The organism is Diaphorobacter sp. ED-3, assembly GCF_027625375.1.
Classification (GTDB): domain Bacteria; phylum Pseudomonadota; class Gammaproteobacteria; order Burkholderiales; family Burkholderiaceae_C; genus Diaphorobacter; species Diaphorobacter nitroreducens.
Map to the genome: position 1 here is coordinate 371,176 of NZ_CP115182.1, position 25,698 is coordinate 396,873.

Below are 25,698 nucleotides of genomic sequence, written 5' to 3' on the forward strand. Positions count from 1 at the left end.
GCGCCGGCACCGCCACGTACACTGCGCCGATGCTCTGGGTCAAAGCCTTTCACATCGTCTTCGTCGCCAGCTGGTTTGCTGGCCTGTTCTACCTGCCGCGCATCTTCGTCAACCTGGCCATGGTGGCGCCCGGGTCGGTGGCCGAGCGGGAGCGCCTGCTGCTCATGGCGCGCAAGCTGCTGCGCTTCACCACGCTGCTGTCGGTCCCCGCCATCGCGCTGGGCCTGTGGCTGTGGCTGGGCTACGGCATCGGCAAGGGGCCGGGCAACGGCTGGCTGCACGCCAAACTGGCCGTGGTGCTGCTGGTGGTGGGCTACCACCACGCCTGCGCCGTACTGCTGCGCAGGCTGGCTTCCAACGCGGACCAGCACAGCCACCGCTGGTTCCGCTGGTTCAACGAGGTGCCGGTGCTGCTGCTGCTGGTCGCCGTGGTGTTGGTGGTCGTCAAGCCGTTCTGAGATGCAGCGGCTGCAGCGTTGCCCGGCTTCGTTTCCTCGCAATGGGGGCGGCGCGCGGCGGGCGGCAGCGGCCACGGCACGAGGTGATTGAGAGGGCATGCACAAGACGTCCGCCTGGCCTCTGGCGCTCATCTACGCGGCGCTGATCGTCTTCGCCAGCCTGTTCCCGTTCGACGGGTGGCGCGAGCAGGGAATTTCGCCCTGGGTGTTCTTCTCGGCGCGCATCCCGCCGCCGTACTGGACCTGGTTCGACGTCAACATGAACATCGCGGGCTATGCCCCGCTGGGGTTCCTGCTGGCCTTGGCGGGCCTGCGTTCTGGCTGGCCGCGCGCGGCCGTGCCGTTGGCGGCACTGGCGGGTGCGCTGCTGTCGCTGAGCATGGAATACCTGCAGATCTTCCTGCCGCGGCGGGTGCCGTCCAACATGGACTTCGCGCTCAACGCGACCGGTGCGCTGCTGGGAGCGTTGGCGGCCGCGCTGCTGGAGCGCTTCGGGGCCATTGCGCGCTGGAGCCGCTTTCGCGAGCGCTGGTTCGTTCCGCATGCGCGCGGCGCGCTGGTGCTTTTGGCGCTGTGGCCCTGGGCCCTGCTGTTCCCGGCGGCGCTGCCCTTTGGCCTGGGGCAGATGTGGGAGCGGCTGGAGGCCGCGCTCATCGACGCGCTGCAGGACACGCCGTTTCTGCAGTGGCTGCCCGTGCGCGAGGCGCCGCTGGAGCCACTGTCGCCGGGCGCCGAGCTCATGGCCGTCGCGCTGGGGCTGCTGATCCCCTGCCTGCTGGGCTACTGCGTCATGCGCCATGCGGGGCGCCGCATGGCCTTCGCACTGGCGACGGCCGCCGTGGGCGTGGGCGTGACGGCGCTGTCGTCGCTGTTGAGCTACGGGCCCACGCACGCCTGGGAGTGGCTCACGCTGCCGGCCCGCATGGGCGTGCTCGTTGCCCTGGGGGCGGCCCTGGCGATGGCGGCCGTGCCGCGGCGCGGCTGCGCGGCGTTGCTGCTGCTGGCGCTGATGCTGCACCTGAACCTGCTCAACCAGGCGCCCGCCAGCGCCTACTTCGCACAGACGCTTCAGGCCTGGGAGCAGGGGCGCTTCATCCGCTTCTACGGCCTGGGGCAGTGGCTGGGCTGGCTCTGGCCCTATGGGGCACTCGTCTATGTGGTATTGCGGGTGTCGCGCCGCGATGGCGACTCCTAGAATCGTGCCATGAGCGACACCACCCCCCAGTACTACCAGCGCCACATCTTCTTTTGCCTGAACGAGCGCACGAACGGCGAGAACTGCTGCGCCCACCATGGCGCCCAGCAGGCGTTTGACCGCTGCAAGATGCTGGTCAAGCAGCAAGGCCTGATGGGCCCCGGCAAGGTGCGCGTGAACAAGGCGGGCTGCCTGGACCGCTGCGCCGGCGGCCCCATCGCCGTGGTCTATCCCGAAGGGACTTGGTACACGTACGTGGATGAGAGCGACATCGACGAGATCGTGGAGTCGCACCTCAAGAACGGCGTGGTGGTCGAGCGCTTGCTCACGCCGCCGGAACTTGGCCGCTGATTTGCGCTCACTATCCTCTTTGTAGTGTTTTGGGCTCCAGCGCTTTCCCATCCAGCGCGGGCAGCTCTTGATTGGATAGCAACGTGAATGCCCAGACCGAACGCCTGACCCTCACGGGCGCCGCGGGTGCCATCGAAGCCGCGCGCGATGCCGCGGCCGACGGCGTACCGCCGCGCGGCGTGGCGGTGATCGCCCATCCCCACCCGCTCTTCGGCGGCACCATGGACAACAAGGTGGTGCAGACCCTGGCGCGCGCCTTCGTGGCCTGCGGCTGGACGGCCGTGCGCTTCAACTTCCGGGGCGTCGGCGGTACCGCTGGCGTGCATGACGAAGGGCGCGGTGAGCTGGAGGATCTGCTGGCCGTCGTCCGCCAGGTGGCGCCCGAGGGGCCTGGCGCCGTGCCGATTGCCCTCGCGGGTTTCTCCTTCGGCGCCTTCGTCACCAGCCACGCGCTGGCGCGCCTGTGGGGTGAGCGTGCGGTGGAGCGTGCCGTGCTCGTGGGCACGGCGGCCAGCCGGTTCAACGTGGCCGACGTACCCGCCGAGGCCCATTTGCGCACCCTGGTCGTGCACGGCGAAGCCGATGACACCGTGCCCCTGTCCGCTGTGATGGATTGGGCGCGCCCGCAGACACTGCCGGTTACGGTTGTGCCTGGGGGCGGTCATTTCTTTCACGGACAATTGCCGCTGCTCAAGGGCCTGGTCATGCGCCACCTGCAATCCGCGCCCTGACGGCGCGGCACCATTTCTCTTGTGCCGGCCATGCGGTCGGCCCGTTTCTTCTCCCGTCTCCCGAGTGCCTGTTCCCACCATGAAGTCTCTTTTGTCCTCCCTGCGAACCCTTGCCTGCGCCGCCCTGATGGCCCCCGCCATCCTCTGGGCGCAGGTACCCCAACCGCCGGAGATCGCCGCCCGCAATTACATGCTGGTGGACGTGACGGCCGGCCAGGTGCTGGCGACCAAGGACATCGACGCGCCGGTGGAGCAGGCTTCGCTGACCAAGCTCATGACGGGCTATCTGGTCTTTGACGCACTGCGCGCCAAGAAGATCACGCTGGAGCAGCGCCTGCCGGTGAGCGAGCGCGCCTGGAAGATGCCGGGTTCGCGCATGTTCATCGATCCCAAGATGCAGGTTCCGGTGGACGACCTGCTCAAGGGCATGATCGTGCAGTCGGGTAACGACGCCACCGTGGCCCTGGCCGAAGGTGTGGGCGGTACGGTGGAAAACTTCGTGCGCCTGATGAACGAGCAGGCCAAGGCGCTGGGCATGACGAACACCGCCTACAAGAACCCCGAGGGGTTGACCGAGCCCGGCCACACCACCACCGCGCGCGACCTGGCCACCCTGGCCACCCGGCTGATGCAGGACTTCCCCGAGTACATGCACTACTACTCGACCAAGCAGTACCGCTACGAGGGCACGCCAGCCTCCAACAGCAACAACCGCAACATGCTGCTGTTCCGCGATCCATCGGTGGACGGCCTGAAGACCGGCCATACCGCCGCCGCGGGCTATTGCCTGGTCGCCACGTCCAAGCGCGAGTTTCCCAATGTGGGGCAGCGCCGCCTGCTGTCCATCGTGCTGGGGGCCGCGAGCGAGAACGCCCGCGCCAACGAGAGCCAGAAGCTGCTGAACTGGGGCTACACGGCGTTCGATTCGGTCAAGCTGTTCGACGCTGGCCAGGCTGCCGCCACGCCCGCCGTGTGGAAGGGCACGCAGAGCACCCTCAAGATCGGCCGCCCCGAAGCCATCGTGATCACCGTGCCTTCGGGCAGCGCGGGCAAGGTCACGACCGAGATCGTGCGCAAGGACCCGCTGGTCGCACCCTTCACCAAGGGCCAGGCCATCGGCGCGCTGAAGGTGAAGTTGGGTGAGCAGCAGGTGGCCGAGGTGCCCCTGGTGGCGCTGGAGGATGTGGCACAGGCCGGCATCTTCGGCCGTGCCTGGGACGCCATTCGCCTCTGGATCAAGTAATCGCCACGCTTTGGAGGCGGCTCAGCCGGGGGTTCATCGTCCCCGGATTGCCTGTCCGCTTCCAAACTGGTACATTAGAAGGCTTTTCGGAATTTCCGAAGGGTTTCACGTTTTCGCTTTTTATAGCAATTCACGTTTAGGGACGTATTAATGCCAACCATTAACCAACTCGTGCGTCAGGGCCGCACGGTCGAAGTTGTCAAATCCAAAAGCCCTGCTATGGAAAACTGCCCCCAGCGCCGTGGCGTGTGCACCCGTGTGTACACCACGACGCCGAAGAAGCCTAACTCCGCTCTGCGTAAGGTCGCCAAGGTGCGCCTGACCAACGGTTTCGAGGTGATCTCCTACATCGGCGGTGAAGGCCACAACCTGCAAGAGCACAGCGTGGTGCTGGTGCGCGGCGGTCGTGTGAAGGACTTGCCCGGTGTGCGTTACCACATCGTGCGCGGTTCGCTTGACCTGCAAGGCGTCAAGGATCGCAAGCAGGCCCGCTCCAAGTACGGCGCGAAGAAGCCCAAGGCCAAGTAAGCCCTGGGCCTTTCGGTCTGAGATTTTTCGGTGCTGTTCCCGCGTGGCGCGGTGACACAGCGTAGTGACCCTAAACGCAGGTGTTCTGCGCGGGTCGAGTAAGTGGGAGTCCTGAATGGCTCTCGCGGTGCCGGGAACGGTGCCAACTGAAGCAAAGATAGAGGTAAAAAATGCCACGTCGTCGCGAAGTCCCCAAACGTGAAATCCTGCCGGATCCCAAGTTCGGCAATGTCGAGCTGTCCAAATTCATGAACGTGATCATGGAAGGCGGCAAGAAAGCAGTTGCAGAGCGCATCATTTATGGCGCCCTGGATCTGATCTCCCAGAAGCAGCCTGAAAAGGATGCTCTGGAAGTGTTCGTCACGGCCATCAACAACGTGAAGCCGATGGTCGAAGTGAAGTCCCGCCGTGTGGGCGGTGCCAACTACCAGGTGCCCGTGGAAGTACGTCCCGTGCGCCGTCTGGCCCTGTCGATGCGCTGGATCAAGGAAGCCGCCCGCAAGCGCGGCGAGAAGTCCATGGCCCAACGCCTGGCCAACGAGCTGATGGAAGCCACCGAAGGCCGTGGTGGCGCCATGAAGCGTCGTGACGAAGTGCACCGCATGGCCGAAGCCAACAAGGCCTTCAGTCACTTCCGCTTCTAATCAAACGGAAGTCATCAAGGGTTCACCTCGGTACACGATAAAGGCCGCTGACGTGCTGAAGCACGCGGCGGCCTGTGTTGATTGAGGCCCTGTCATCAAAGGTCGCGCGTTATCGATGCGCGATCGGATCCCCAAAGCGATCAACCAAGGATTCATCATGGCTCGCAAAACCCCCATCGAGCGTTATCGCAATATCGGTATTTCCGCCCACATCGACGCGGGCAAGACCACCACGACCGAACGTATCCTGTTCTATACCGGTGTGACCCACAAGCTGGGCGAGGTGCACGATGGCGCCGCCACGACCGACTGGATGGAGCAGGAGCAAGAGCGCGGTATCACGATCACCTCGGCGGCCGTGACCTGCTTCTGGAAGGGCATGGACATGTCCTACCCCGAGCACCGCTTCAACATCATCGACACCCCCGGCCACGTGGACTTCACCATTGAGGTGGAGCGTTCCATGCGCGTGCTCGATGGTGCCTGCATGGTGTACTGTGCCGTGGGTGGCGTGCAGCCCCAGTCGGAAACCGTTTGGCGTCAGGCCAACAAATACAAGGTGCCCCGCCTGGCCTTCGTGAACAAGATGGACCGTACCGGCGCCAACTTCTTCAAGGTGGTGGACCAAATCAAGACCCGCCTGAAGGGCAACCCCGTGCCCGTGGTGGTGCCGATCGGTGCCGAAGACAACTTCAAGGGTGTGGTCGATCTGCTGAAGATGAAGGCCATCATCTGGGACGAGGCTTCTCAGGGCATGAAGTTCGAGTACACCGACATTCCCGCGGAAGTCAAGGAGACGGCCGAGAAGTGGCGCGAGAACATGGTGGAAGCTGCGGCGGAAGCCAGTGAAGAGCTGATGAACAAGTACCTGGACGAAGGTACCTTGTCGGAAGAGGACATCAAGGCAGGTCTGCGTGCCCGTACCCTGGCCGTTGAAATCCAGCCTATGCTGTGCGGCACGGCGTTCAAGAACAAGGGCGTGCAGCGCATGCTGGACGCTGTGATCGACTACCTGCCCTCGCCCGTGGACATTCCTGACGTCGAAGGCACCGACCCCGACGACGAAGAGAAGAAGCTGGCCCGCAAGGCCGACGACGGCGAGAAGTTCTCCGCGCTGGCGTTCAAGCTGATGACCGACCCGTTCGTGGGTCAGCTGACCTTCGTGCGTGTGTACTCGGGCGTCCTGTCCAAGGGCGACACCGTGTTCAACTCGGTCAAGGGCAAGAAGGAACGTATCGGCCGTATCGTGCAGATGATGGCCAACGAGCGTATCGAAGTGGACGAGATCCGCGCCGGCGACATCGCTGCCTGCGTGGGCCTGAAGGATGTAACCACGGGTGAAACGCTTTCCGACGTGGACAACCCCATCATCCTGGAGCGTATGGTGTTCCCCGAGCCCGTGATCGCACAGGCCGTGGAGCCAAAGTCCAAGGCTGACCAGGAAAAGATGGGTATTGCCCTGTCGCGCCTGGCCTCCGAAGACCCGTCGTTCCGCGTGCGCACCGACGAAGAATCGGGCCAGACCATCATCGCCGGCATGGGCGAGCTGCACCTGGAAATCATCGTGGACCGCATGAAGCGCGAGTTCAACGTGGAAGCCAACGTGGGCAAGCCCCAGGTGGCCTACCGCGAAACCGTGCGCAAGACCGTCACCGATGTGGATGGCAAGTTTGTGCGCCAATCCGGTGGTAAGGGTCAGTACGGCCACGTGGTGTTCACGCTGGAGCCCCTGGAAGCAGGTAAGGGCTTCGAGTTCGTCGACGAAATCAAGGGCGGTGTGGTTCCTCGCGAATACATCCCTGCGGTGGAGAAGGGCGTGATCGAAGCGATGACCTCGGGCGTCTTGGCGGGTTACCCCGTGGTGGACGTTCGCGTGCGTCTGACTTTCGGTTCGTACCACGATGTGGACTCGTCCGAACAGGCGTTCAAGATGGCTGCTATCTTCGGCTTCAAGGAAGCGGCTCGCAAGGCCAACCCCGTCATCCTCGAGCCCATGATGGCCGTGGAAGTCGAGACGCCCGAGGATTACGCCGGTACCGTGATGGGTGACCTGTCCAGCCGTCGTGGCATGGTGCAGGGCATGGACGACATGGTCGGCGGCGGCAAGGCCATCAAGGCCGAAGTCCCGCTGTCCGAGATGTTCGGCTACGCCACGCAGCTGCGCTCCATGACGCAAGGTCGCGCGACGTACACGATGGAGTTCAAGCACTACGCCGAAGCACCGCGCAACGTGGCCGAAGCCATCGTTGCGGCTCGCGCCAAGTAAGCCGGGCATATAAGCAAAAAGAGCTGCTAACGCTTGTCCATCAAGCGCAGGCGGCTCCTGTTTTTCTAGCAAGTTTCTTGCAATCTGCGATCCGGTGCCGTCCTGTTGCACTGTGCGGGCCGAACCAGCAACCGGATGCAGACGTTAAACCCTCACACAGGCATTGCTCTTTTGGAGTTCGAAAATGGCAAAAGGTAAGTTTGAACGTACCAAGCCCCACGTGAACGTGGGCACGATCGGTCACGTGGACCATGGCAAGACGACGCTGACGGCGGCCATCGCCACCGTGCTGTCCAAGAAGTTCGGCGGCGAAGCCAAGGGCTACGACCAGATCGACAACGCCCCTGAAGAAAAGGCGCGCGGCATCACGATCAACACCTCGCACGTGGAATACGAAACGGCCACCCGCCACTACGCCCACGTCGACTGCCCCGGCCACGCCGACTACGTCAAGAACATGATCACCGGCGCCGCTCAGATGGACGGCGCCATCCTGGTGTGCTCGGCCGCTGACGGCCCGATGCCCCAGACGCGCGAGCACATCCTGCTGGCCCGTCAGGTGGGCGTGCCCTACATCATCGTGTTCCTGAACAAGTGCGACATGGTCGACGACGAGGAACTGCTCGAGCTGGTCGAGATGGAAGTGCGCGAACTGCTGGACAAGTACGACTTCCCCGGCGACGACACCCCCATCATCCGCGGTTCCGCCAAGCTGGCCCTGGAAGGTGACCAGTCCGACAAGGGTGAGCCCGCCATCATGCGCCTGGCCGAAGCCCTGGACACTTACATCCCCACGCCTGAGCGCGCCGTGGACGGCGCCTTCCTGATGCCCGTGGAAGACGTGTTCTCCATCTCCGGCCGCGGCACCGTGGTGACCGGCCGCATCGAGCGCGGCATCATCAAGGTCGGCGAAGAAATCGAAATCGTCGGTATCCGCGACACGCAAAAGACCACCGTCACCGGCGTGGAAATGTTCCGCAAGCTGCTGGACCAGGGCCAGGCTGGCGACAACGTGGGCCTGCTGCTGCGCGGCACCAAGCGCGAAGACGTCGAGCGCGGCCAAGTGCTGTGCAAGCCCGGCTCCATCAAGCCCCACACCCACTTCACGGCTGAGGTGTACGTGCTGAGCAAGGACGAAGGCGGCCGTCACACGCCCTTCTTCAACAACTACCGTCCCCAGTTCTACTTCCGCACCACCGACGTGACCGGCTCCATCGAACTGCCGGCCGACAAGGAAATGGTGATGCCCGGCGACAACGTGTCGATCACTGTGAAGCTGATCAACCCCATCGCCATGGAAGAAGGCCTGCGCTTCGCTATCCGCGAAGGCGGCCGTACCGTGGGCGCCGGCGTCGTTGCCAAGATCATTGCGTAATCCAGCAAAGCACTGAAGGAATACACAATGTCCAAGCAAAAGATCCGCATCCGCCTGAAGGCATTCGACTACAAGCTGATCGATCAGTCTGCAGCCGAGATCGTTGACACCGCCAAGCGTACCGGCGCCATCGTCAAGGGCCCCGTGCCCCTGCCGACGCGCATGAAGCGCTTCGACATCCTGCGTTCGCCGCACGTCAACAAGACCAGCCGCGACCAGTTCGAAATCCGCACGCACCAGCGCCTGATGGACATCGTCGATCCCACGGACAAGACGGTGGACGCCCTGATGAAGCTGGACTTGCCGGCTGGCGTGGACGTCGAAATCAAGCTCCAGTAATCCCTTCCTGTTGCTTGCTTCGTCCCGGTCCTCGCTGAGGACCGGGCACCCCCAACGCGGACTTGCTTGTAAAAGCAGTCCGCGTTATACTTTGCGGCTTCGCGTTTTTGCGTCCAATTTTGGATGCGTGATGCGGAGTTTTATCAACCTTCTTTCGCGCACATAGGTGCAAGCCGTCGAGGCCAGCGCCCGTCGTGCAAACGTTCTGGCCAATTGAAGTCGGGGCGGCGGAAGTTTTGGAGAACAACCAATGAGTCTGAGCAACTCCCTCGGGTTGCTGGGCCGCAAGGTGGGCATGATGCGTCTGTTCACCGATGACGGGGACGCAGTGCCCGTCACGGTGGTGGATGTGTCCAACAACCGCGTGACCCAGGTGAAAACCCAAGAGAACGATGGCTACGTGTCCCTGCAGGTCACGTTCGGTTCGCGCAAGGCATCTCGCGTGACCAAGCCTGAAGCTGGCCACCTCGCCAAGGCGGGGGTCGAAGCCGGTGAAATCATCCGTGAATTCCGCGTGACCCCCGAAGTCGCAGGCAAGTACGCCGCTGGCGCTGCTGTGCCCGTGGCTGATGTGTTCGCCGTGGGCCAGAAGGTCGACGTGCAGGGCACCTCGATCGGTAAGGGCTTCGCCGGCACGATCAAGCGCCACAACTTCGGTTCGCAGCGCGCCTCGCACGGTAACAGCCGTTCGCACAACGTTCCTGGCTCCATCGGTATGGCGCAGGATCCGGGCCGCGTGTTCCCTGGCAAGAAGATGACGGGTCACCTCGGTGATGTCACCGTCACGACGCAAAACCTCGACGTGGTTCGCATCGACGAAGCACGCCAACTGCTCTTGATCAAGGGCGCTGTTCCGGGCTCCAAGGGTGGGTTCGTCACGGTGCGTCCGGCTGTCAAGGCGCAAGCTTCCAAAGGAGCGAACTAATGCAGCTCGAACTCCTGAATGAACAGGGCCAGGCGGCGTCCAAGGTGGATGTGCCCGAGACCGTGTTCGACCGTCAGTACAACGAAGACCTGATCCATCAGATCGTCGTCGCTTACCAGGCCAACGCCCGTCAAGGCACGCGCGCCCAGAAGGACCGCGAGCAGGTCAAGCACTCGACCAAGAAGCCTTTCAAGCAAAAGGGTACTGGCAATGCACGTGCCGGTATGACCTCCTCGCCTCTGTGGCGTGGGGGCGGTCGCATCTTCCCGAACCTGCCTGAAGAAAACTTCTCGCAGAAGATCAACAAGAAGATGTACCGCGCTGGCATGGCTTCCATCCTGTCGCAGCTGGCCCGTGAAGGCCGTCTGGCTGTGGTGGACTCCCTGAAGCTTGATACGCCCAAGACCAAGGTCCTGGCCGACAAGTTCAAGGCCATGAACCTGCAATCGGTGATGGTGATCGCCGATGAAGTGGACGAAAACCTGTACCTGGCATCCCGCAATCTGAAGAACGTGTTCGTGACCGAGCCGCGTTATGCAGATCCCGTGTCGCTGGTGCACTACAAGAAAGTGCTCGTCACCAAGGGCGCGATCGACAAACTCAAGGAGATGTTCGCATGAGCACGCTCAAGTTTGACGAAGGTCGTCTGATGCAAGTGTTGGTCGCTCCCATCGTGTCCGAAAAGGCCACCATGGTTGCCGAGAAGTCCAACGCTGTGACGTTCAAGGTGCTGCAGAACGCAACCAAGCCCGAGATCAAGGCCGCCGTGGAACTCATGTTCAAGGTGGAAGTGAAGGGCGTTTCTGTGGTGAACACCAAAGGCAAGACCAAGCGCTTTGGCAAGACCATGGGCCGCCGCGATAACGTGCGCAAGGCCTATGTGCTGCTGAAGGAAGGTCAAGAGCTGAACCTGTCCGGGGAGGCTGCGTAAACCATGGCCGTTATCAAGATCAAACCGACTTCCCCGGGCCAGCGCGGCGCGGTGAAGATCTCGCGTGACCACCTGTACAAGGGTGAAGCGTTTGCAGGTCTGCTGGAACCCCAGTTCCAGAAGGCCGGCCGCAACAACAACGGTCACATCACCACCCGTCACAAGGGCGGTGGCCACAAGCACCACTACCGCGTGGTGGACTTCCGTCGCAACAAGGATGCCATCCCTGCCAAGGTGGAGCGCATCGAGTACGACCCGAACCGCACGGCCCACATCGCCCTGGTGTGCTACGCCGACGGCGAGCGCCGCTACATCATTGCTCCGCGCAACCTGGAAGTGGGCGCCACGATCGTCAGCGGCTCCGAGGCGCCGATCCGCGTCGGTAACACGCTGCCGATCCGCAACATTCCCGTGGGCTCGACCATCCACTGCATCGAGCTCAAGCCCGGTGCCGGTGCGCAGATCGCCCGCTCCGCTGGTACGTCGGCCACGCTGCTGGCCCGCGAAGGCGTGTACGCCCAGGTGCGTATGCGTTCGGGCGAAGTGCGCAAGATCCACATCGAGTGCCGCGCCACGATCGGCGAAGTCGCCAACGAAGAGCACAGCCTGCGCCAACTGGGCAAGGCCGGTGTGAAGCGTTGGATGGGTATCCGTCCCACGGTGCGTGGCGTTGCCATGAACCCGATCGACCACCCGCACGGTGGTGGTGAGGGCCGTACCGGCGAGGGCCGTCATGCTGTTGACCCATGGGGCAACCTGACGAAGGGCTACCGCACCCGCAACAACAAGCGCACACAAGTGATGATTGTGTCGCGTCGCAAGAAGTAAGGGCTAGCAAATGACTCGTTCTCTCAAAAAGGGTCCGTTTGTTGACCATCACCTGGTCGCCAAGGTCGAAAAGGCCATTGCTACCAAGGACAAGAAGCCAGTCAAGACCTGGTCGCGTCGCTCCATGGTTCTGCCCGAGTTCATCGGTCTGACCATTGCCGTGCACAACGGCAAGCAGCACGTGCCGGTTTATGTCACCGACCAGATGGTGGGCCACAAGCTGGGCGAATTCGCCCTGACGCGCACCTTCAAGGGTCACCCCGCGGACAAAAAAGTCCAGAAGAAGTAAGGAACGACCATGTCTGAAACACGTGCAGTCCTCCGGGGCGTCCGTCTGTCGGTGGACAAGGGTCGCCTGGTCGCTGACCTGATCCGCGGCAAGAAAGTGGACCAAGCCCTGAACATCCTGGCCTTCACGCAGAAAAAAGCTGCCGTGATCGTCAAGAAGGTGCTGGAGTCCGCCATCGCCAACGCCGAGCACAACGACGGCGCCGACATCGACGACCTGAAGGTCAAGACCATCTTCGTCGAGCAAGGCACCACGCTCAAGCGCTTCACCGCGCGCGCCAAGGGTCGCGGCAACCGCATCAGCAAGCCCACGTGCCACATCTACGTGACCGTGGGTAACTGAGGCCTAAAGGAAGAATATGGGACAGAAAATCCATCCTACCGGCTTCCGCCTTGCTGTAAGCCGCAACTGGGCCAGCCGCTGGTATGCCAGCAACCGTGACTTCGCCGGCATGCTGGCCGAAGACATCAAGGTGCGCGAGTACCTGAAGGCCAAGCTGAAGAACGCCGCCGTGTCGCGCATCCTGATCGAGCGTCCTGCCAAGAACGCCCGTATCACGATCTTCTCGGCACGTCCCGGCGTGGTGATCGGCAAGAAGGGCGAGGACATCGAGAACCTGAAGAAGGAACTCGCAACCCGCCTGGGCGTGCCTGTCGCCGTGAACATCGAAGAAGTGCGCAAGCCCGAAATCGATGCCAAGCTGATCGCCGACTCGATCACCCAGCAGCTGGAAAAGCGCATCATGTTCCGCCGCGCCATGAAGCGCGCCATGCAGAACGCGATGCGCCTGGGCGCCCAGGGCATCAAGATCATGTCCTCGGGCCGTCTGAACGGCATCGAAATCGCCCGTACCGAGTGGTACCGCGAAGGCCGTGTGCCGCTGCACACCCTGCGCGCCGACATCGACTACGGCACCTCCGAAGCCAAGACCACCTATGGTGTGATCGGCGTGAAGGTGTGGGTCTACAAGGGCGACACGCTGGGCCGCAACGACCTGCCCGCCGCCGAGACGCCGCGTCCTGAAGAAGAGCGCCGTCCCCGTGGCCCGCGCCGCGATGGCCGCCCAGGCGACCGCGCCGGTGCTGGCCGTGGCGGCCGCCGCCCGATGGGCACCAATGCAGCCCCTGCCGACGGTAGCGACAAGCCTGCCGGCGCTGGTGGCGATTCCGTTAAGCGCGTCAAGAGCGCGCCCGCTGCCGCAGCGGCGGACGGTAAAGGAGAATAAACATGCTGCAACCTGCTCGCCGCAAGTTCCGTAAGGAGCAAAAAGGCCGCAACACCGGCGTTGCCACGCGTGGCAATTCGGTGGCTTTCGGTGACTTCGGTCTGAAGTGCACGGACCGTGGCCGTCTGACGGCCCGCCAGATCGAGGCCGCACGCCGTGCGATCTCCCGCCACGTCAAGCGTGGTGGCCGTATCTGGATCCGCGTGTTCCCCGACAAGCCGATCTCTACCAAGCCCGCTGAAGTGCGTATGGGTAACGGTAAGGGCAACCCCGAGTACTACGTGGCTGAGATTCAGCCCGGCAAGGTGGTGTTCGAGATCGTTGGCGTGCCTGAAGAACTGGCCCGCGAAGCGTTCCGCCTGGCTGCCGCCAAGCTGCCGCTGCGCACCACGTTCGTTGCCCGTCAGATTGGCGCCTAAGGAGAAATCAACATGACGAAATCTGCTGAACTCCGCCAAAAAGACGTGGCCGGCCTGGAAGCCGAAATCAAATCGCTGCAAAAGGCCCATTTCGGCCTGCGCATGCAAAAGGCCACGCAACAGCTGGGCAACACCGCCACGCTGAAGGCCACGCGCCGCGACATCGCCCGCGCCAAGACCATTCTTGCTGAAAAGCAAGCCGCCAAGTAAGGAGCCGACATGACGGAAGCTAAAAAATCCCTCAAGCGCACCTTGGTTGGCAAGGTGGTCAGCGACAAGCGCGCCAAGACCGTGACCGTGCTGGTCGAGCGCCGTGTGAAGCACCCCATCTACGACAAGATCATGATCAAGTCGAGCAAGTACCACGCCCATGATGAGAATGGCGAGTACAAGATGGGCGACACCATCGAGATCACGGAGAGCCGTCCGCTCTCCAAGACCAAGAACTGGGTGGCCACGCGCCTGGTGCAAAAGGCCGGGCTGCTCTAAGCCTTCGCAGACGCCATCTGCGCGCCTCCGAGAAACGACCCACAATGTGGGTCGTTTTTCTTTTTGGGGCCCGCAGATCCTGCCGGGGCCCTCCAACCCAGCAAGGAGATTCTCATGATCCAAGTCGGCGACACGCTGCCCGCCATCACACTGATGGAGTACTCGGAAGTCGAGGGCAATGGCTGCAGCCTCGGCCCGAACCCGGTGGATGTGCAAAAGGCCGCCGCGGGCAAGACGATTGCGCTGTTCGCGGTGCCGGGCGCCTTCACGCCCACCTGCTCGGCCAAGCACGTTCCCGGCTACGTGGAGCAGGCGGGCGCCCTGAAGGCTGCCGGCGTGGACGAGATCTGGTGCCTGTCGGTGAACGATGCCTTCGTGATGGGCGCCTGGGCGCGCGACCAGAAGACCGATGGCAAGGTGCGCATGCTGGCGGACGGCGACGCCGCGTTCGCCAAGGCCACCGGTTTGACGCTGGACTTGAACGGCAAGGGCCTGGGCCTGCGCAGCAACCGCTATTCCATGCTGGTCAAGGACGGCAAGGTGGTTGCATTGAACGTCGAGGCGCCGGGCAAGTTCGAGGTGAGCGACGCCGCTACGCTGCTCGGCCAGGCCAAGGGCTGAGGCTGCTGGCGCTGGCATCGGAGGGCTCCGGTGCTGGCACCACGCCGCAGGCGAAACGCCGCCCCGTCGCGAGATGTGGGCGGCTTTGCTATTGTTTAGATAGCTTTCAACGCTTTCCACATAAGCGCTAGAGGCCTTAAAAGGCTAGTAAATTTCCGCTTTCAGGTAGTGCGAACCCGGCAGGGGGTTGTGGTAGTACGGCGGTATTTCCTCGAAGCCCAGTTCGGAATACAGCGCACGCGCCGATTCCATGCCGTCCAGCGTGTCCAGCAACACGCAGGCATAGCCGGCCTGCCGTGCCTGGTCCAGCATGGCCTCGGCCAACTGCCGCCCCAGGCCGAAGCCGCGGAACGCCTTGCGCACGTACAGGCGCTTCATCTCGCAGGCGTTGGGGTAGTCGGCGGTGTCCAGCGGCCGCAGGGCGCAGCACCCGGCAATGCTGCCCTCCACCTCGGCCAGCAGGATATGGCCGCGCGGCGGCGCATATTCGCCCGGCAGGGTGGCGAGTTCCTGCGCAAAGTTCTGGAACGACAGGTCCACGTCCAGGGTGTCGGCATATTCCTGGAAGATGTCGCGCACCACGTGCATCTCGTGGGGCAGGGCGGGGCTCAGCAGCGTAACGTCAGGGGAATGGTCCACTGTGCAGAAAGAATCCGGCATGGAAAAAGGCAGGGGCCAGTGTAGCCGCACCGCTGTGGGCGCTCAAAAAGCCCCCAGGCTGGCGACCCACCAGGCCAGTAGCGCGCTCAGAGCCGCCACAAGGGCCGCCCCTGCGCGGCTGAGCGCATCGTCGCGCGACGCGGGTGTGGGCCCGGGCAGTTGGCGATCGCCGTGCACCATGGCGCCCACCAGGGCCTGACGGCGCACCAGGGCGTAGAAAACAATCGCCGCCAGGTGCAGCGCGACGAGCCCCACCAGCAGGAATTGGCCCACGTCCTTGTGATACCAAGTGGCCTGCGATACCCACTCGCCAGAAACGAAGCGCGTAAGCGGACCGGCGAAGGCGATCTCGTCGTCGCTCAGCAGGCCGGTGCCTACCTGGGCCAGCAGCACCGCCAGCAGGGCAAAGACCGACAGTGCGCCCAGCGGCGAATGGCCCGGGCTGGTCACCTTGCCTTCCTGGTGGGCGAAGTGGCTGCGCAGGCGCGCGGGTGTGGGTAGGAAGCTCGCAAAACGCGACCAGCGTCCGCCCACCAGGCCCCAGGCCAGGCGAAAGGCCAGCAGCGCCAGCATCACGTAGCCCAGCCGCAGATGCCACTGCATGGCGTTGCCGCCCAGCTTGGCGGTGACGACCAGGGCGACGGTGGTCACGGCGAGCGACCAGTGGAACAGCCGGGTCGGCAAATCCCAGATGCGTACGGTGTGCGGCATGGCGAAGCGGGGGAGCGGAGGACGCGGCTATTGTGCCCAGCGTGCCCCCGGCGGGCTATATCCGACTGCCCTTCGGGCGCTTGCGGCCATGGCGTCACGCGGCCGCGCCATACTGCGCGCCGGCGCAGGGCGTCCAGCCGTCGCCGCAGCCATTCCCTTCCCCACGACAAGGTGCATTCCATGCCAATCAAAGCCCTCGCTCTTGCCGCCACCGCAGCAGCCGCCACGCTGGTGTCGCTGCCCGCTGCTGCCCAGTTCGCCAAGCCAGAAGATGCCATCAAGTACCGCCAGGGTGCGCTGTTCGTGATGGGACAGCATTTCGGCCGCATCGGCGCAATGGCCAATGGCCGCGTGCCGTTCGACGCGAAGGCTGCGCAAGAGAATGCCGATACCGTAGCCGCCCTGGCCGCTTTGCCGTGGGCCGGCTTCGGCCCCGGCACGGACAAGGGCGCGCCCACCAAGGCCAAGCCCGGCGTGTGGACCGAACAGGCCAAGTTCCAGGAGCATGCCGACAAGTTCCAGGCCGAGGCCGCCAAGCTGGCCGCCGCCGCCAAGACGGGCCGCCTGGACAACCTGAAGGCCGCATTCGGCCCGGCGGCCAATTCCTGCAAGGCGTGCCACGACGCCTACCGCGCACGTTGATGCGCTATTGAAATAATAGCTGCTAGCGCTTGCTGCATAAGCGCGAAAGGCTGATTTCATTCAGGAAATCGGCCTTTTTTCTGAAGAAAGGTGCTTCAGGCTTCGGCCAGCAGGCGTTCGATGAGCTTGTGCAGCTCCTCGAAATCGGGTGCGCCGATGTAGCTCTTCACGATCTCTCCGCGCTTGTTGACGATGTACGTGGTGGGGGTGAGCTTCACGTCGCCCCAGGCCTTGGCCACGGCGCCGGTGTTGTCGATGGCCACCTTGAACGGCAGCTTGCGCGTTTCGGTGAAGTTGACCACGTAGCTCGGCGGGTCGTAGCTCATGGCCACGGCCAGCGTCTCGAAGCCCTGGCCTTTGTACTTGTCGTAGGTCGCGACGATCTCGGGCATCTCCGCCACGCAGGTGGTGCAGCTGGTGGCCCAGAAGTTCACCAGCGCCACCTTGCCCTTGAGGTCGGCGGTGGTCTGCTGCGAACCGTCGAGCAGAACGAACGTGGACTGCGGTGCCTGGGACGTGCCCGAGCCCAGCACCACCACGGCGCCCACGGCAGCGCCCGCCACCAGGGCGCCCGCCGCCAGCCATTTCTTGATCTGCATAACCAGGTACTCCGTGTGGGCCGCCGTTCGGGTGGCCGTTCGTGTGTTTGACGCGATAGGTACGGGATTGTGCCGCGCGGGCGTTCCAGCACTCGCCACCATGGGATTGCCTGCAAGGCGGTAAGTTCACCGGACGGCCGGCCTCGAGCGCGCGGTTTGCGCCAGCGCAAAGCCCTGGGGCCCATACCGTGCGCCGTCTAGAGGGGCAACCGCCAGCAGCCAGCCAGGGCGGCGCTGGGAATAATCAGGCACATGACCCTTGCTCCTGCCGGCGCGCGCCGTCTCCTGACCCTGGCCTTCGCGGCCAGCATGCTGGCGCTGGCCGCCTGCAGCCCTGCGCTGAATTGGCGCAGCGTCACCTTGCCCGACGCCGGCCTGGCGCTGACGCTGCCCTGCAAGCCCGAGTATGCGAGCCGGCCCGTGGACCTGGGCACGGGCGCCGTGCCGCTCGCCATGGTCGGCTGCGAGGCCGATGGCGCCACCTTCGCCGTATCCCACATGCCGCTGGCCGAAGCGGCGCAGGCCGGGGCGATGCTGGCGCGCTGGCAGGCGGCCGTACAGGCCGGCATGCGCGCTTCGCAGCCGACTGCACCCGTCGCCTTCGTGCCCACGCGCGCGCTGGCTGTGCCGCAGTCGGTGCGGCGGCAGGCGCAGGGCCAGGCGCCCGGCGGCTCGGCCGTCACCGTCGATGCCGTGTGGTTCGCGCGCCTGGAGGGCGGCCAGGCACGTCTGTACCACGCGGCGGTCTATGCGCCGCGCCGCACGACGGCCACGGCGGCTGACACCTTCTTCGCCAGCCTGGCGCTGCAGCCATGAGCGTGCTCACGCGGCGCACGGCCGTGGTCGTCTTCCTGGCCTTTGCGTTCACCTACTTCATCTCGGCGCTGTTGCGCGCGATCACCGCCACTCTGGCGCCCACACTGGAGGCCGAGTTCCAGTTGCACGCGCGCGACCTGGGGCTGCTGGCGGGTGGCTACTTCCTGGGTTTCGCGCTCACGCAACTGCCGCTGGGCCGGTGGCTGGATCGTCACGGCCCGCGCGTGGTGCTGCTGGGTTTTCTGGGTGTGGCGGTGGCGGGGTGCCTGGTGTTCTCCTGGGCCACGGGCTTCTCGGGGCTGCTTGCGGGGCGCATGCTGTGCGGCGCGGGCGTCAGCGCCTGCCTGATGGCTCCGCTCACGGGATTCCGGCGTTGGCTGGAGCCCGGTGCGCAGTTGCGCGCCAACTCCTGGATGCTGATGACCGGTTCGCTGGGCATGGTGGCGTCCACCCTGCCGGTGCAGTGGCTGCTGCCACTGGCAGGGTGGCGCCCGTTGTTCTGGGGGCTGGCGGCGCTCATCGTGCTGGCCATGGCGCTGCTGGCGCTGGGCGTGCCGCGCTGGCCGCAGGCGCCGGCAGAGTCGGGAGCAGGCGTAGAAACGGGCTATGCACAGGTGTGGCGCCATCCGTACTTCCTGCGCACGGCGCCGCTGGGCTTCTTCTGCTATGGCGGCATGGTCGCGGTGCAGACGCTGTGGGCCGCGCCCTGGATGCAGCACGTGGCCGGCTATACGCCGTTGCAGGCCGCCACCGGACTGTTCTGGATCAATGTGAGCATGCTGATCACCTTCTGGACCTGGGGCATGGCCAGCCCGTGGTTGCTGCGTCGCGTGGGCGGGGCCGACCCGGTGATGGCCGCGAGTTTGCCGCTGTCGCTGCTGGTGCTGGCGGGCATTGTGTTGGCGGGCGGACGTGCGGGCGCCGCGGCCTGGGCGCTGTATTGCGTGTCATGCACCAGCGTGGCGCTGTCGCAGCCCGCGGTGGCATTGGCGTTCCCGCAGGCACTGGCGGGGCGCGCGCTGTCGGCGTACAACCTGGTGATCTTTGCGGGGGTGTTTGCCGTGCAATGGGGTATTGGCCTGGCGGTGGACGCGTTCGTGGCCGCCGGGCTGGACATGGCGCGCGCCTACCGGGCCGCCATGGCGCTGCACCTGGCCTGCACGGCGGGAGCCTATGCATGGTTCATGGCGCGGCGCGAGCACGGTGATAATGCACTGCACTGCAGTACCCCATGAATACGCGCCTTCTCATCATCGCCCACGCCCCTTTGGCCCATGCGCTGCGTGAATGCGCGCTGCACGTGTTCCCCGACTGCTGGCAGGAGGTGCTGGCGCTGGACGTGCCGCCCCATGAGGCCCCCGAGGCCACGCTGTCGGCCGCCCGCGCGCTGATGGAGCAGCAGGGCGAAGCCTCGGTGCTGGTGCTGAGCGACTTGTTCGGCGCCACGCCCTGCAACGTGGCCCAGCGGCTGGTGGACGGCCTGCAGTCCCGCCTGGTGGCGGGCGTGAACCTGCCCATGCTGCTGCGCGCCGTGAGCTACCGTAGCGAGCCGCTGGATGCGCTGGTGGCACGCGCCCTCGTGGGTGGCACGCAGGGCGTGATGCAGGTGGGCGCGGCCGCGCCGCAGAATCAAAACCGACGTCCGTCTCATGATCAAGAAGAACATCACCATCAGCAATAAGCTGGGCCTGCATGCCCGCGCCTCCGCCAAGCTCACCAAGATGGCGGGCAGTTTTCCCTGCGACGTCTGGATGCGCAAGGGAGAGCGCCGCATCAATGCCAAAAGCATCATGGGGGTGATGATGCTGGCGGCGGGCATGGGGTCCGAGGTCGAGATCGAGACCGATGGTGCGCAGGAGCAGGAAGCCATGGATGCGCTTGTCGCGCTCATCGATGGCAAGTTCGGCGAGGGCGAATAAACCGCAGGCGAGGCACGCATGACCTTCTCCATCCACGGTCTGGCTGTCGCGCGCGGCATCGCCATCGGGCGGGCGGTGCTCGCGGTATCCAGCCGCATGGAGGTGGTGCACTACTTCATCGAGCCCGGCCAGGTTGAGGCCGAGATCCTGCGTGCGCGCCGCGGACGGGACGCGGTGGCCGAGGAGCTGCAGCGCCTGCAGGCCGACATGCCGCACGACGCGCCGCCCGAGCTGGCCGCGCTGCTGGACGTGCACCTGATGCTGCTGCAGGACGAGATGCTGGTCAACGGCGTCAAGCACTGGATCACCGACCGCCTCTACAACGCCGAGTGGGCGCTGACCACGCAGCTGGAGATCATCAGCCGCCAGTTCGACGAAATGGAGGACGACTACCTGCGCGAGCGCAAGGCCGACCTGGAGCAGGTGGTGGAGCGCATCCTGCGCCACATGCGCGGCGTGGCCAGCCCCGTCGCGCCGCCGCCCTCCGCCCCGCGCCGCCAGGCCGAGGCGGGTGCGGAGGCGGAGTTCCTGCTGGGCGGCGCGGCCGATGCGCCGCTGGTGCTGGTGGCGCACGACCTGTCGCCGGCCGACATGCTGCAGTTCAAGCAGAGTGTGTTCGCCGGCTTCGTGACCGACGTGGGGGGCAAGACCAGCCACACGGCCATCGTGGCGCGCAGCATGGACATCCCCGCCGTGGTGGGTGCGCGCAGCGCCAGCCAGTTGGTGCGACAGGACGACTGGGTCATCATCGACGGCGATGCCGGCGTGGTCATCGTCGACCCCACGCCGATCATCTTGGCGGAATACGGTTTTCGCCAGCGCCAGATCACGCTGGAGCGCGAGCGCCTCATGCGGCTGCGCCACACGCCGGCCGTCACGCTGGATGCACAGGCCATTGAGCTGCTGGCCAACATCGAGCAGCCCGGTGATGCGGGTGCCGCGTTGCGCGCGGGCGCGGCGGGCGTGGGGCTGTTTCGCAGCGAATTTTTGTTCATGGGCCGCAGCGGCCGCCTGCCGGACGAGGAGGAGCAGTACCGCGCCTACCGCGAGGCGGTGGAGGGCATGCAGGGCCTGCCCGTGACCATCCGCACCGTCGATGTGGGCGCCGACAAGCCGCTGGACAAGGGGTACAAGGACAGTTCGCTCAACCCGGCGCTGGGCCTGCGCGCCATCCGCTGGAGCCTGGCCGATCCGGCCATGTTCCGCACCCAGCTGCGCGCGGTGTTGCGCGCGGCGGCACACGGCCCGGTGCGGCTGCTGTTCCCCATGCTCGCGCATGTGAGCGAGATCCGGCAGACGCTGGCCCAGGTGGACCTGGCGCGCGCCGAGCTGGACGCACGCGGCGCTGCCTACGGTGCGGTGCAGCTGGGCGCCATGATCGAGGTGCCGGCTGCGGCGCTCATGGTGCGCCAGTTCCTGCGCTACTTCGACTTTCTCTCGATCGGCACCAACGACCTGATCCAGTACGCGCTGGCCATCGACCGCGCGGACGAGGCCGTGGCCCACCTGTACGACCCGTTGCACCCGGCCGTGCTGCGGCTGGTGGCCGACGTGATCGCGGAGGGCGCGCGCCAGGGCAGGAGCGTGAGCGTGTGCGGCGAGATGGCGGGCGACGTCGCCATGACCCGGCTGCTGCTGGGCCTGGGCCTGCGCAGCTTCTCGATGCAGCCGGCGCAGATCCTGGCCGTCAAGCAGGAGGTGCTGCGCGCCGACGCGCGCAAGCTGGGCGAGTGGGCGCAGCAGCTGTTGGATGGGGACGATCCGGCTGCGTCGTTGCGAGCGCCCTGATCGCTATTTAGATAATAGCTGCTGGCGCTTGTCAGTATTGGCCTGGAGGTCGATTTGACTTGTATTCCGAGTCAAACGCCAGCGGCGTGCGCCTGCTGGTCGGCATGGTAGCTGGAGCGCACCATGGCACCTACTGCGGCGTGGCTGAAGCCCATCTTGTAGGCTTCTTCCTCGAACATCTTGAAGGTGTCGGGGTGCACATAGCGCCGCACGGGCAGGTGGCTGTTGCTGGGGGCGAGGTACTGGCCGATGGTCAGCATCTCGATGCCATGTGCGCGCATGTCGCGCATGACTTCCAGAATTTCCTCGTCCGTCTCGCCCAGGCCCACCATCAGGCCGCTCTTGGTGGGCACGCCGGGGTGCAGTTGCTTGAACTTCTTGAGCAGGTTGAGGCTGAACTGGTAATCGGAGCCGGGGCGCGCTTCCTTGTACAGGCGCGGCACGGTTTCCAGGTTGTGGTTCATCACGTCCGGGGGCGCGGCCTTGAGGATTTCGAGCGCACGGTCGTCGCGGCCGCGGAAGTCGGGCGTGAGGATCTCGATCTGCGTGCTGGGCGAGAGTTCGCGGGTACGCTGGATGCACTCCACGAAGTGGCCCGAGCCGCCGTCGCGCAGATCGTCGCGGTCCACGCTGGTGATGACCACGTACTTCAGGCGCAGCGCGGCAATCGTCTTGGCGAGGTTCAGCGGCTCGTCTTTGTCCAGCGGGTCGGGGCGGCCGTGGCCCACGTCGCAGAACGGGCAGCGGCGCGTGCACTTGTCGCCCATGATCATGAACGTGGCCGTGCCCCTGCCAAAGCATTCGCCGATGTTGGGGCAGCTGGCTTCCTCGCACACCGTGTGCAGCTTGTGCTCGCGCAGGATGTTCTTGATCTCGTAAAAGCGCGTGGTGGGACTGCCTGCCTTCACGCGGATCCACTCGGGCTTCTTGAGCACCTCGCCCTGCTCGACCTTGATCGGGATGCGCGACAGCTTGGCCGCGGCCTTCTGCTTGGCCAGCGGGTTGTAGGCTTCGGTGGACTGCGCTTCGCGCACGACGTCGGGAGTGCTCATGGCTGCTGAGGGAGAGGTCAGGGCGCGAGGCGGCGTGCGAGCTGTTGGCCCAGCATGGCCGCGGCATCGTCCCAGGGGATGTGGACGCCGATTGTAGAAAGGTCCACCGTTTGCAAACCTGCGTAACCGCAAGGGTTGATGCGGGAGAAGGGTTCCAGGTCCATGGCGACGTTCAGCGCCACACCGTGGTAGGTGCAGTGGCGCGCGACCTTGATGCCCAGCGCGGCGATCTTGCCCAAGCCGGTGAAGTCCGGCTGGGGTGGGCCGTCGGCGTGGGCACGTTTTTGCGGGCGCTGCGGCAGCATGCTGTGGCCGTGCGGATCGTCCAGGCGCACGTAGATGCCGGGCGCGCCGGCCACGCGGTGGCCCGTCACGCCGTAGTGGCCCAGCGTGCGGATCACGGCTTCCTCTATGCGGTACACGTATTCCTTGACGTAGTAGCCCGCACGGCGCAGATCGATGAGCGGATAGGCTACGACCTGGCCGGGGCCATGGTGCGTCACCTGCCCGCCGCGGTTGGTGGCAACGACGGGGATGCCGCCGGGCGAGAGGACGTGGTCGCTCTTGCCGGCCAGGCCCTGTGTGTACACCGCGGGGTGCTCGCAAATCCACAGCTCGTCGGGCGTCTCGTCAGTGCGCTCCTCCGTGAAGCGCTGCATGGCGGCCACCGTGGCCGGGTAGTCCACCCGGCCCAGCATGCGCAACTCCATGGTGCGGACGTTCAGAGCACGACCTTGACCATCGGGTGCGAGGTCAGGGCCCGGTACAGATCATCGAGCTGCTCCCGACTGGTGGCAGTCACGGTGATGGTCACGCCCAGGTAGTTGCCCGCGCGGCTGTCGCGCAACTCGATGGTGGAGGCGTCGAAGTCGGGGTCGAAGCGGCGCGCAACCTCGGTGACGGCATGCACGAACCCGTTCACGTTTGCTCCCGTGACCTTGATGGGAAAGCGGGACGGATATTCGATCAACGAGTCCTTGCGAGGATCGGCGGAAGAGGGCTGGCTGGGCGTCGTCATTAGGCTCTTTCAAGGCCGGAGGGGCCGAAGGGAAGGGGTGCCCCAAGCGGGTAGCGATGGTATACCCGCGGTTCGCTGTGGCTTTAGGCGGGCCCCGTGGCCGCGCTGCACCACAATAGGCGTTGGCGCGGTGCCACAATGGTGCGGCTATGTGCAGTGATCCACCCGCGCTCCGTTACCGATTGTGGATCGGCCGGGGTTTTTACTTATAATCAAGGGCTTTGTGAAAGTTTTGGTCTGTGGCGCAGGCGTCTTCCAACGATAAAAAAATCGCCTCCGAGACTGAATCTGAGGTTGAGGATTCCGACTTCAAGCCCCTGACTGCACAAGAGGCGCGGGAGTGGCGGTCACGCCATCCGGCACTGTCGGTCTGGCGCATTGTCTGGGGCCAGGCGGCGGTGGGGGCGGTAGTGGCCCTGCTGGCATGGTGGCTGACGGGCAGGCTGCCGGTGGCATGGTCCGCCGGGTACGGGGCTCTGTCCGTCGTGGTGCCGGCGGCGCTGTTTGCCCGTGGCATGGCGCGCAGGCGCTCCACGGCTGGTGCTGCGATGGTCGGGCTTCTGGGTTGGGAGTTGGTCAAGATTGCATTGACCGTCGCCATGTTGGCGGCGGCGCCCCGGGTAGTGCCGGGGCTCAGCTGGCTGGCGTTGCTGGTCGGCATGGTGGTAACGATGAAAACGTACTGGATCGCGCTGCTGGCGCGGCCTGGTGTCCGACGAACCGATTGATATTTGAGAGAAGAGTTGTCCGATGGCCGCAGATGCGCACGCCCCGACTGCAAGTGAATACATCGTTCACCACCTGCAGCATCTCCAGAACATCAAGCAGAAGTCCATCATCGACTTCTCGGTTGTCAACCTCGATTCCGTTGCCGTCAGCGTGATCTTGGGTGTTTTGGGTCTGTTCGTCATGTGGCTCGCTGCCCGCACGGCCACTTCCGGTGTGCCAAGCCGCTTCCAGGCGGCTGTCGAGATGCTGGTCGAGATGGTGGACAACCAGGCCAAGGCCAACATCCACAACGCGCAAAGCCGTAAGTTCATTGCACCTCTGGCGCTCACCGTGTTCGTCTGGATTTTCCTGATGAACGCCATGGACCTGCTGCCGGTGGACCTGCTGCCCGTGCTCTGGCAGGTCGCCACAGGTGACTCGCATGCCTACCTGCGCGTCGTTCCCACCGCCGACCTGTCCACCACCCTGGGCCTGTCCAGCGCCGTGCTGATCCTGTGCTTCGTGTACAGCATCAAGATCAAGGGGCTGGGCGGCTGGGCGCATGAACTGGTGACCGCGCCCTTCGGCACCAGCAAGAACCCTGTTTTCGCCCTGATCCTGGGCGTGGTCAATCTGCTCATGCAGATCATTGAATACGTTGCCAAGACCGTGTCGCATGGCATGCGACTGTTCGGCAACATGTACGCTGGTGAGTTGGTGTTCATGCTGATTGCCCTGATGGGTGGCGCAGCGGCTATGTCGCTCTCTGGTGTGTTGCTCCCCGTGGGGCACATCATTGCGGGCTCTATCTGGGCGATCTTCCACATCCTGATCATCACCCTGCAGGCCTTCATTTTCATGATGCTGACGCTGATTTATCTCGGCCAGGCGCATGAAGCTCACTGATCCTTTCGTTTCCTTTCTCAAC

35 protein-coding genes are annotated in these 25,698 nt (G+C 64.7%); 29 read left to right on the top strand and 6 right to left on the bottom strand.

Annotated features, from left to right (window positions below; all coding sequences use genetic code 11):
- Positions 1-29: 29 nt before the first annotated feature.
- The 21 genes from PCQ86_RS01790 to PCQ86_RS01890 all read left to right on the top strand — a co-directional run bounded on the left by PCQ86_RS01790 (position 30) and on the right by PCQ86_RS01890 (position 14,857).
- On the top strand, positions 30-458 hold the full coding sequence (locus PCQ86_RS01790; RefSeq protein ID WP_011803734.1) for a CopD family protein: 429 nt from the start codon (positions 30-32) through the stop codon (positions 456-458).
- Between the two features lie 97 nt (positions 459-555).
- Positions 556-1,653 (top strand): VanZ family protein, encoded by a 1,098-nt coding sequence (locus tag PCQ86_RS01795; RefSeq protein WP_011803735.1) that lies wholly within the window; start codon positions 556-558, stop codon positions 1,651-1,653.
- A gap of 9 nt (positions 1,654-1,662) precedes the next feature.
- Positions 1,663-2,004 (top strand): (2Fe-2S) ferredoxin domain-containing protein, encoded by a 342-nt coding sequence (locus PCQ86_RS01800; protein ID WP_011803736.1) that lies wholly within the window; start codon positions 1,663-1,665, stop codon positions 2,002-2,004.
- 83 nt (positions 2,005-2,087) lie between these two features.
- A complete protein-coding gene (locus PCQ86_RS01805) occupies positions 2,088-2,735 on the top strand; it encodes an alpha/beta hydrolase (RefSeq protein ID WP_270174739.1) in 648 nt (215 codons plus the stop codon).
- A 79-nt stretch (positions 2,736-2,814) separates the two neighbouring features.
- On the top strand, positions 2,815-3,978 hold the full coding sequence (locus PCQ86_RS01810) for a D-alanyl-D-alanine carboxypeptidase family protein (protein WP_196994548.1): 1,164 nt from the start codon (positions 2,815-2,817) through the stop codon (positions 3,976-3,978).
- 150 nt (positions 3,979-4,128) lie between these two features.
- Positions 4,129-4,506: a 30S ribosomal protein S12 gene (rpsL, locus tag PCQ86_RS01815; protein ID WP_003059441.1), complete on the top strand. Its 378-nt coding sequence runs from the start codon at positions 4,129-4,131 to the stop codon at positions 4,504-4,506.
- A 170-nt stretch (positions 4,507-4,676) separates the two neighbouring features.
- Positions 4,677-5,150: a 30S ribosomal protein S7 gene (gene rpsG, locus PCQ86_RS01820; RefSeq protein WP_011803739.1), complete on the top strand. Its 474-nt coding sequence runs from the start codon at positions 4,677-4,679 to the stop codon at positions 5,148-5,150.
- Between the two features lie 157 nt (positions 5,151-5,307).
- Positions 5,308-7,416, top strand: coding sequence for an elongation factor G (gene fusA, locus PCQ86_RS01825; RefSeq protein ID WP_270174740.1), 2,109 nt, complete (start codon positions 5,308-5,310; stop codon positions 7,414-7,416).
- A gap of 184 nt (positions 7,417-7,600) precedes the next feature.
- The gene (tuf, locus tag PCQ86_RS01830; RefSeq protein WP_047349905.1) at positions 7,601-8,791 is read left to right on the top strand and encodes an elongation factor Tu; all 1,191 of its coding nucleotides are present in this window, start codon (positions 7,601-7,603) and stop codon (positions 8,789-8,791) included.
- Positions 8,792-8,818: 27 nt separating this feature from the next.
- A complete protein-coding gene (gene rpsJ / locus PCQ86_RS01835) occupies positions 8,819-9,130 on the top strand; it encodes a 30S ribosomal protein S10 (RefSeq protein ID WP_003059431.1) in 312 nt (103 codons plus the stop codon).
- A gap of 250 nt (positions 9,131-9,380) precedes the next feature.
- Positions 9,381-10,055, top strand: a complete 675-nt coding sequence (gene rplC, locus PCQ86_RS01840; protein WP_011803742.1) for a 50S ribosomal protein L3 — start codon at positions 9,381-9,383, stop codon at positions 10,053-10,055.
- A complete protein-coding gene (gene rplD / locus PCQ86_RS01845) occupies positions 10,055-10,675 on the top strand; it encodes a 50S ribosomal protein L4 (protein ID WP_011803743.1) in 621 nt (206 codons plus the stop codon). The genes rplC and rplD overlap by 1 nt, the downstream gene beginning before the upstream one ends.
- Positions 10,672-10,986 (top strand): 50S ribosomal protein L23, encoded by a 315-nt coding sequence (gene rplW, locus PCQ86_RS01850; protein WP_011803744.1) that lies wholly within the window; start codon positions 10,672-10,674, stop codon positions 10,984-10,986. The genes rplD and rplW overlap by 4 nt, the downstream gene beginning before the upstream one ends.
- Before the next feature lie 3 nt (positions 10,987-10,989).
- Positions 10,990-11,814: a 50S ribosomal protein L2 gene (gene rplB, locus PCQ86_RS01855; protein ID WP_011803745.1), complete on the top strand. Its 825-nt coding sequence runs from the start codon at positions 10,990-10,992 to the stop codon at positions 11,812-11,814.
- Between the two features lie 10 nt (positions 11,815-11,824).
- Positions 11,825-12,103: a 30S ribosomal protein S19 gene (gene rpsS, locus PCQ86_RS01860; RefSeq protein WP_011803746.1), complete on the top strand. Its 279-nt coding sequence runs from the start codon at positions 11,825-11,827 to the stop codon at positions 12,101-12,103.
- A 9-nt stretch (positions 12,104-12,112) separates the two neighbouring features.
- A complete protein-coding gene (gene rplV / locus PCQ86_RS01865) occupies positions 12,113-12,445 on the top strand; it encodes a 50S ribosomal protein L22 (protein ID WP_011803747.1) in 333 nt (110 codons plus the stop codon).
- 16 nt (positions 12,446-12,461) lie between these two features.
- Positions 12,462-13,328, top strand: coding sequence for a 30S ribosomal protein S3 (rpsC, locus tag PCQ86_RS01870; protein ID WP_012655363.1), 867 nt, complete (start codon positions 12,462-12,464; stop codon positions 13,326-13,328).
- A 2-nt stretch (positions 13,329-13,330) separates the two neighbouring features.
- The gene (rplP, locus tag PCQ86_RS01875) at positions 13,331-13,747 is read left to right on the top strand and encodes a 50S ribosomal protein L16 (RefSeq protein WP_011803749.1); all 417 of its coding nucleotides are present in this window, start codon (positions 13,331-13,333) and stop codon (positions 13,745-13,747) included.
- A gap of 12 nt (positions 13,748-13,759) precedes the next feature.
- Complete coding sequence (gene rpmC, locus PCQ86_RS01880; RefSeq protein ID WP_011803750.1) at positions 13,760-13,957, top strand: 50S ribosomal protein L29; 198 nt, start codon at positions 13,760-13,762, stop codon at positions 13,955-13,957.
- 9 nt (positions 13,958-13,966) lie between these two features.
- Positions 13,967-14,236, top strand: a complete 270-nt coding sequence (gene rpsQ, locus PCQ86_RS01885; RefSeq protein WP_011803751.1) for a 30S ribosomal protein S17 — start codon at positions 13,967-13,969, stop codon at positions 14,234-14,236.
- Positions 14,237-14,350: 114 nt separating this feature from the next.
- Positions 14,351-14,857, top strand: coding sequence for a peroxiredoxin (locus PCQ86_RS01890; RefSeq protein WP_041835851.1), 507 nt, complete (start codon positions 14,351-14,353; stop codon positions 14,855-14,857).
- Positions 14,858-15,001: 144 nt separating this feature from the next.
- Here the strand turns inward: PCQ86_RS01890 and PCQ86_RS01895 are convergent, their stop codons facing one another.
- Together PCQ86_RS01895 and PCQ86_RS01900 are read right to left on the bottom strand one after the other, a co-directional pair.
- Entirely contained in the window at positions 15,002-15,517 is a 516-nt protein-coding gene (locus PCQ86_RS01895) for a GNAT family N-acetyltransferase (protein WP_088887834.1), read from the bottom strand.
- A 42-nt stretch (positions 15,518-15,559) separates the two neighbouring features.
- A complete protein-coding gene (locus PCQ86_RS01900) occupies positions 15,560-16,228 on the bottom strand; it encodes a cytochrome b/b6 domain-containing protein (RefSeq protein WP_270174741.1) in 669 nt (222 codons plus the stop codon).
- Between the two features lie 180 nt (positions 16,229-16,408).
- Between PCQ86_RS01900 and PCQ86_RS01905 the strand changes: the two genes are divergently transcribed.
- Positions 16,409-16,870: a c-type cytochrome gene (locus tag PCQ86_RS01905; protein ID WP_270174742.1), complete on the top strand. Its 462-nt coding sequence runs from the start codon at positions 16,409-16,411 to the stop codon at positions 16,868-16,870.
- A 95-nt stretch (positions 16,871-16,965) separates the two neighbouring features.
- On the opposite strand, the gene PCQ86_RS01910 is transcribed toward PCQ86_RS01905, so the two are convergent.
- Positions 16,966-17,469 carry a TlpA disulfide reductase family protein gene (locus tag PCQ86_RS01910; RefSeq protein WP_011803756.1) on the bottom strand — a complete coding sequence of 168 codons (504 nt, stop codon included), beginning with the start codon at positions 17,467-17,469 and terminating at the stop codon, positions 16,966-16,968.
- A 252-nt stretch (positions 17,470-17,721) separates the two neighbouring features.
- Here PCQ86_RS01910 and PCQ86_RS01915 point away from each other — a divergent pair, with 252 nt between their 5' ends.
- The 5 genes from PCQ86_RS01915 to ptsP are packed head-to-tail and all read left to right on the top strand — an operon-like array spanning position 17,722 to position 21,992.
- Positions 17,722-18,285, top strand: a complete 564-nt coding sequence (locus PCQ86_RS01915; protein ID WP_196994542.1) for a hypothetical protein — start codon at positions 17,722-17,724, stop codon at positions 18,283-18,285.
- Positions 18,282-19,520, top strand: a complete 1,239-nt coding sequence (locus PCQ86_RS01920) for an MFS transporter (protein ID WP_270174743.1) — start codon at positions 18,282-18,284, stop codon at positions 19,518-19,520. The genes PCQ86_RS01915 and PCQ86_RS01920 overlap by 4 nt, the downstream gene beginning before the upstream one ends.
- The gene (locus tag PCQ86_RS01925) at positions 19,517-19,966 is read left to right on the top strand and encodes a PTS sugar transporter subunit IIA (protein WP_011803759.1); all 450 of its coding nucleotides are present in this window, start codon (positions 19,517-19,519) and stop codon (positions 19,964-19,966) included. Before PCQ86_RS01920 ends, PCQ86_RS01925 begins: the two co-directional genes overlap by 4 nt.
- A complete protein-coding gene (locus PCQ86_RS01930; RefSeq protein ID WP_011803760.1) occupies positions 19,935-20,204 on the top strand; it encodes an HPr family phosphocarrier protein in 270 nt (89 codons plus the stop codon). The genes PCQ86_RS01925 and PCQ86_RS01930 overlap by 32 nt, the downstream gene beginning before the upstream one ends.
- Before the next feature lie 18 nt (positions 20,205-20,222).
- The gene (ptsP, locus tag PCQ86_RS01935; RefSeq protein WP_270174744.1) at positions 20,223-21,992 is read left to right on the top strand and encodes a phosphoenolpyruvate--protein phosphotransferase; all 1,770 of its coding nucleotides are present in this window, start codon (positions 20,223-20,225) and stop codon (positions 21,990-21,992) included.
- A 71-nt stretch (positions 21,993-22,063) separates the two neighbouring features.
- Here the strand turns inward: ptsP and lipA are convergent, their stop codons facing one another.
- The 3 genes from lipA to PCQ86_RS01950 are packed head-to-tail and all read right to left on the bottom strand — an operon-like array spanning position 22,064 to position 24,062.
- Complete coding sequence (lipA, locus tag PCQ86_RS01940; protein WP_011803762.1) at positions 22,064-23,044, bottom strand: lipoyl synthase; 981 nt, start codon at positions 23,042-23,044, stop codon at positions 22,064-22,066.
- A gap of 17 nt (positions 23,045-23,061) precedes the next feature.
- Positions 23,062-23,754, bottom strand: a complete 693-nt coding sequence (gene lipB / locus PCQ86_RS01945; protein WP_041838775.1) for a lipoyl(octanoyl) transferase LipB — start codon at positions 23,752-23,754, stop codon at positions 23,062-23,064.
- A gap of 11 nt (positions 23,755-23,765) precedes the next feature.
- Positions 23,766-24,062, bottom strand: coding sequence for a YbeD family protein (locus tag PCQ86_RS01950; RefSeq protein ID WP_270174745.1), 297 nt, complete (start codon positions 24,060-24,062; stop codon positions 23,766-23,768).
- Between the two features lie 239 nt (positions 24,063-24,301).
- Between PCQ86_RS01950 and PCQ86_RS01955 the strand changes: the two genes are divergently transcribed.
- The gene (locus PCQ86_RS01955; RefSeq protein ID WP_011803765.1) at positions 24,302-24,790 is read left to right on the top strand and encodes an ATP synthase subunit I; all 489 of its coding nucleotides are present in this window, start codon (positions 24,302-24,304) and stop codon (positions 24,788-24,790) included.
- 22 nt (positions 24,791-24,812) lie between these two features.
- A complete protein-coding gene (gene atpB, locus PCQ86_RS01960) occupies positions 24,813-25,676 on the top strand; it encodes a F0F1 ATP synthase subunit A (RefSeq protein WP_011803766.1) in 864 nt (287 codons plus the stop codon).
- The last annotated feature ends 22 nt before the right edge of the window (positions 25,677-25,698 follow it).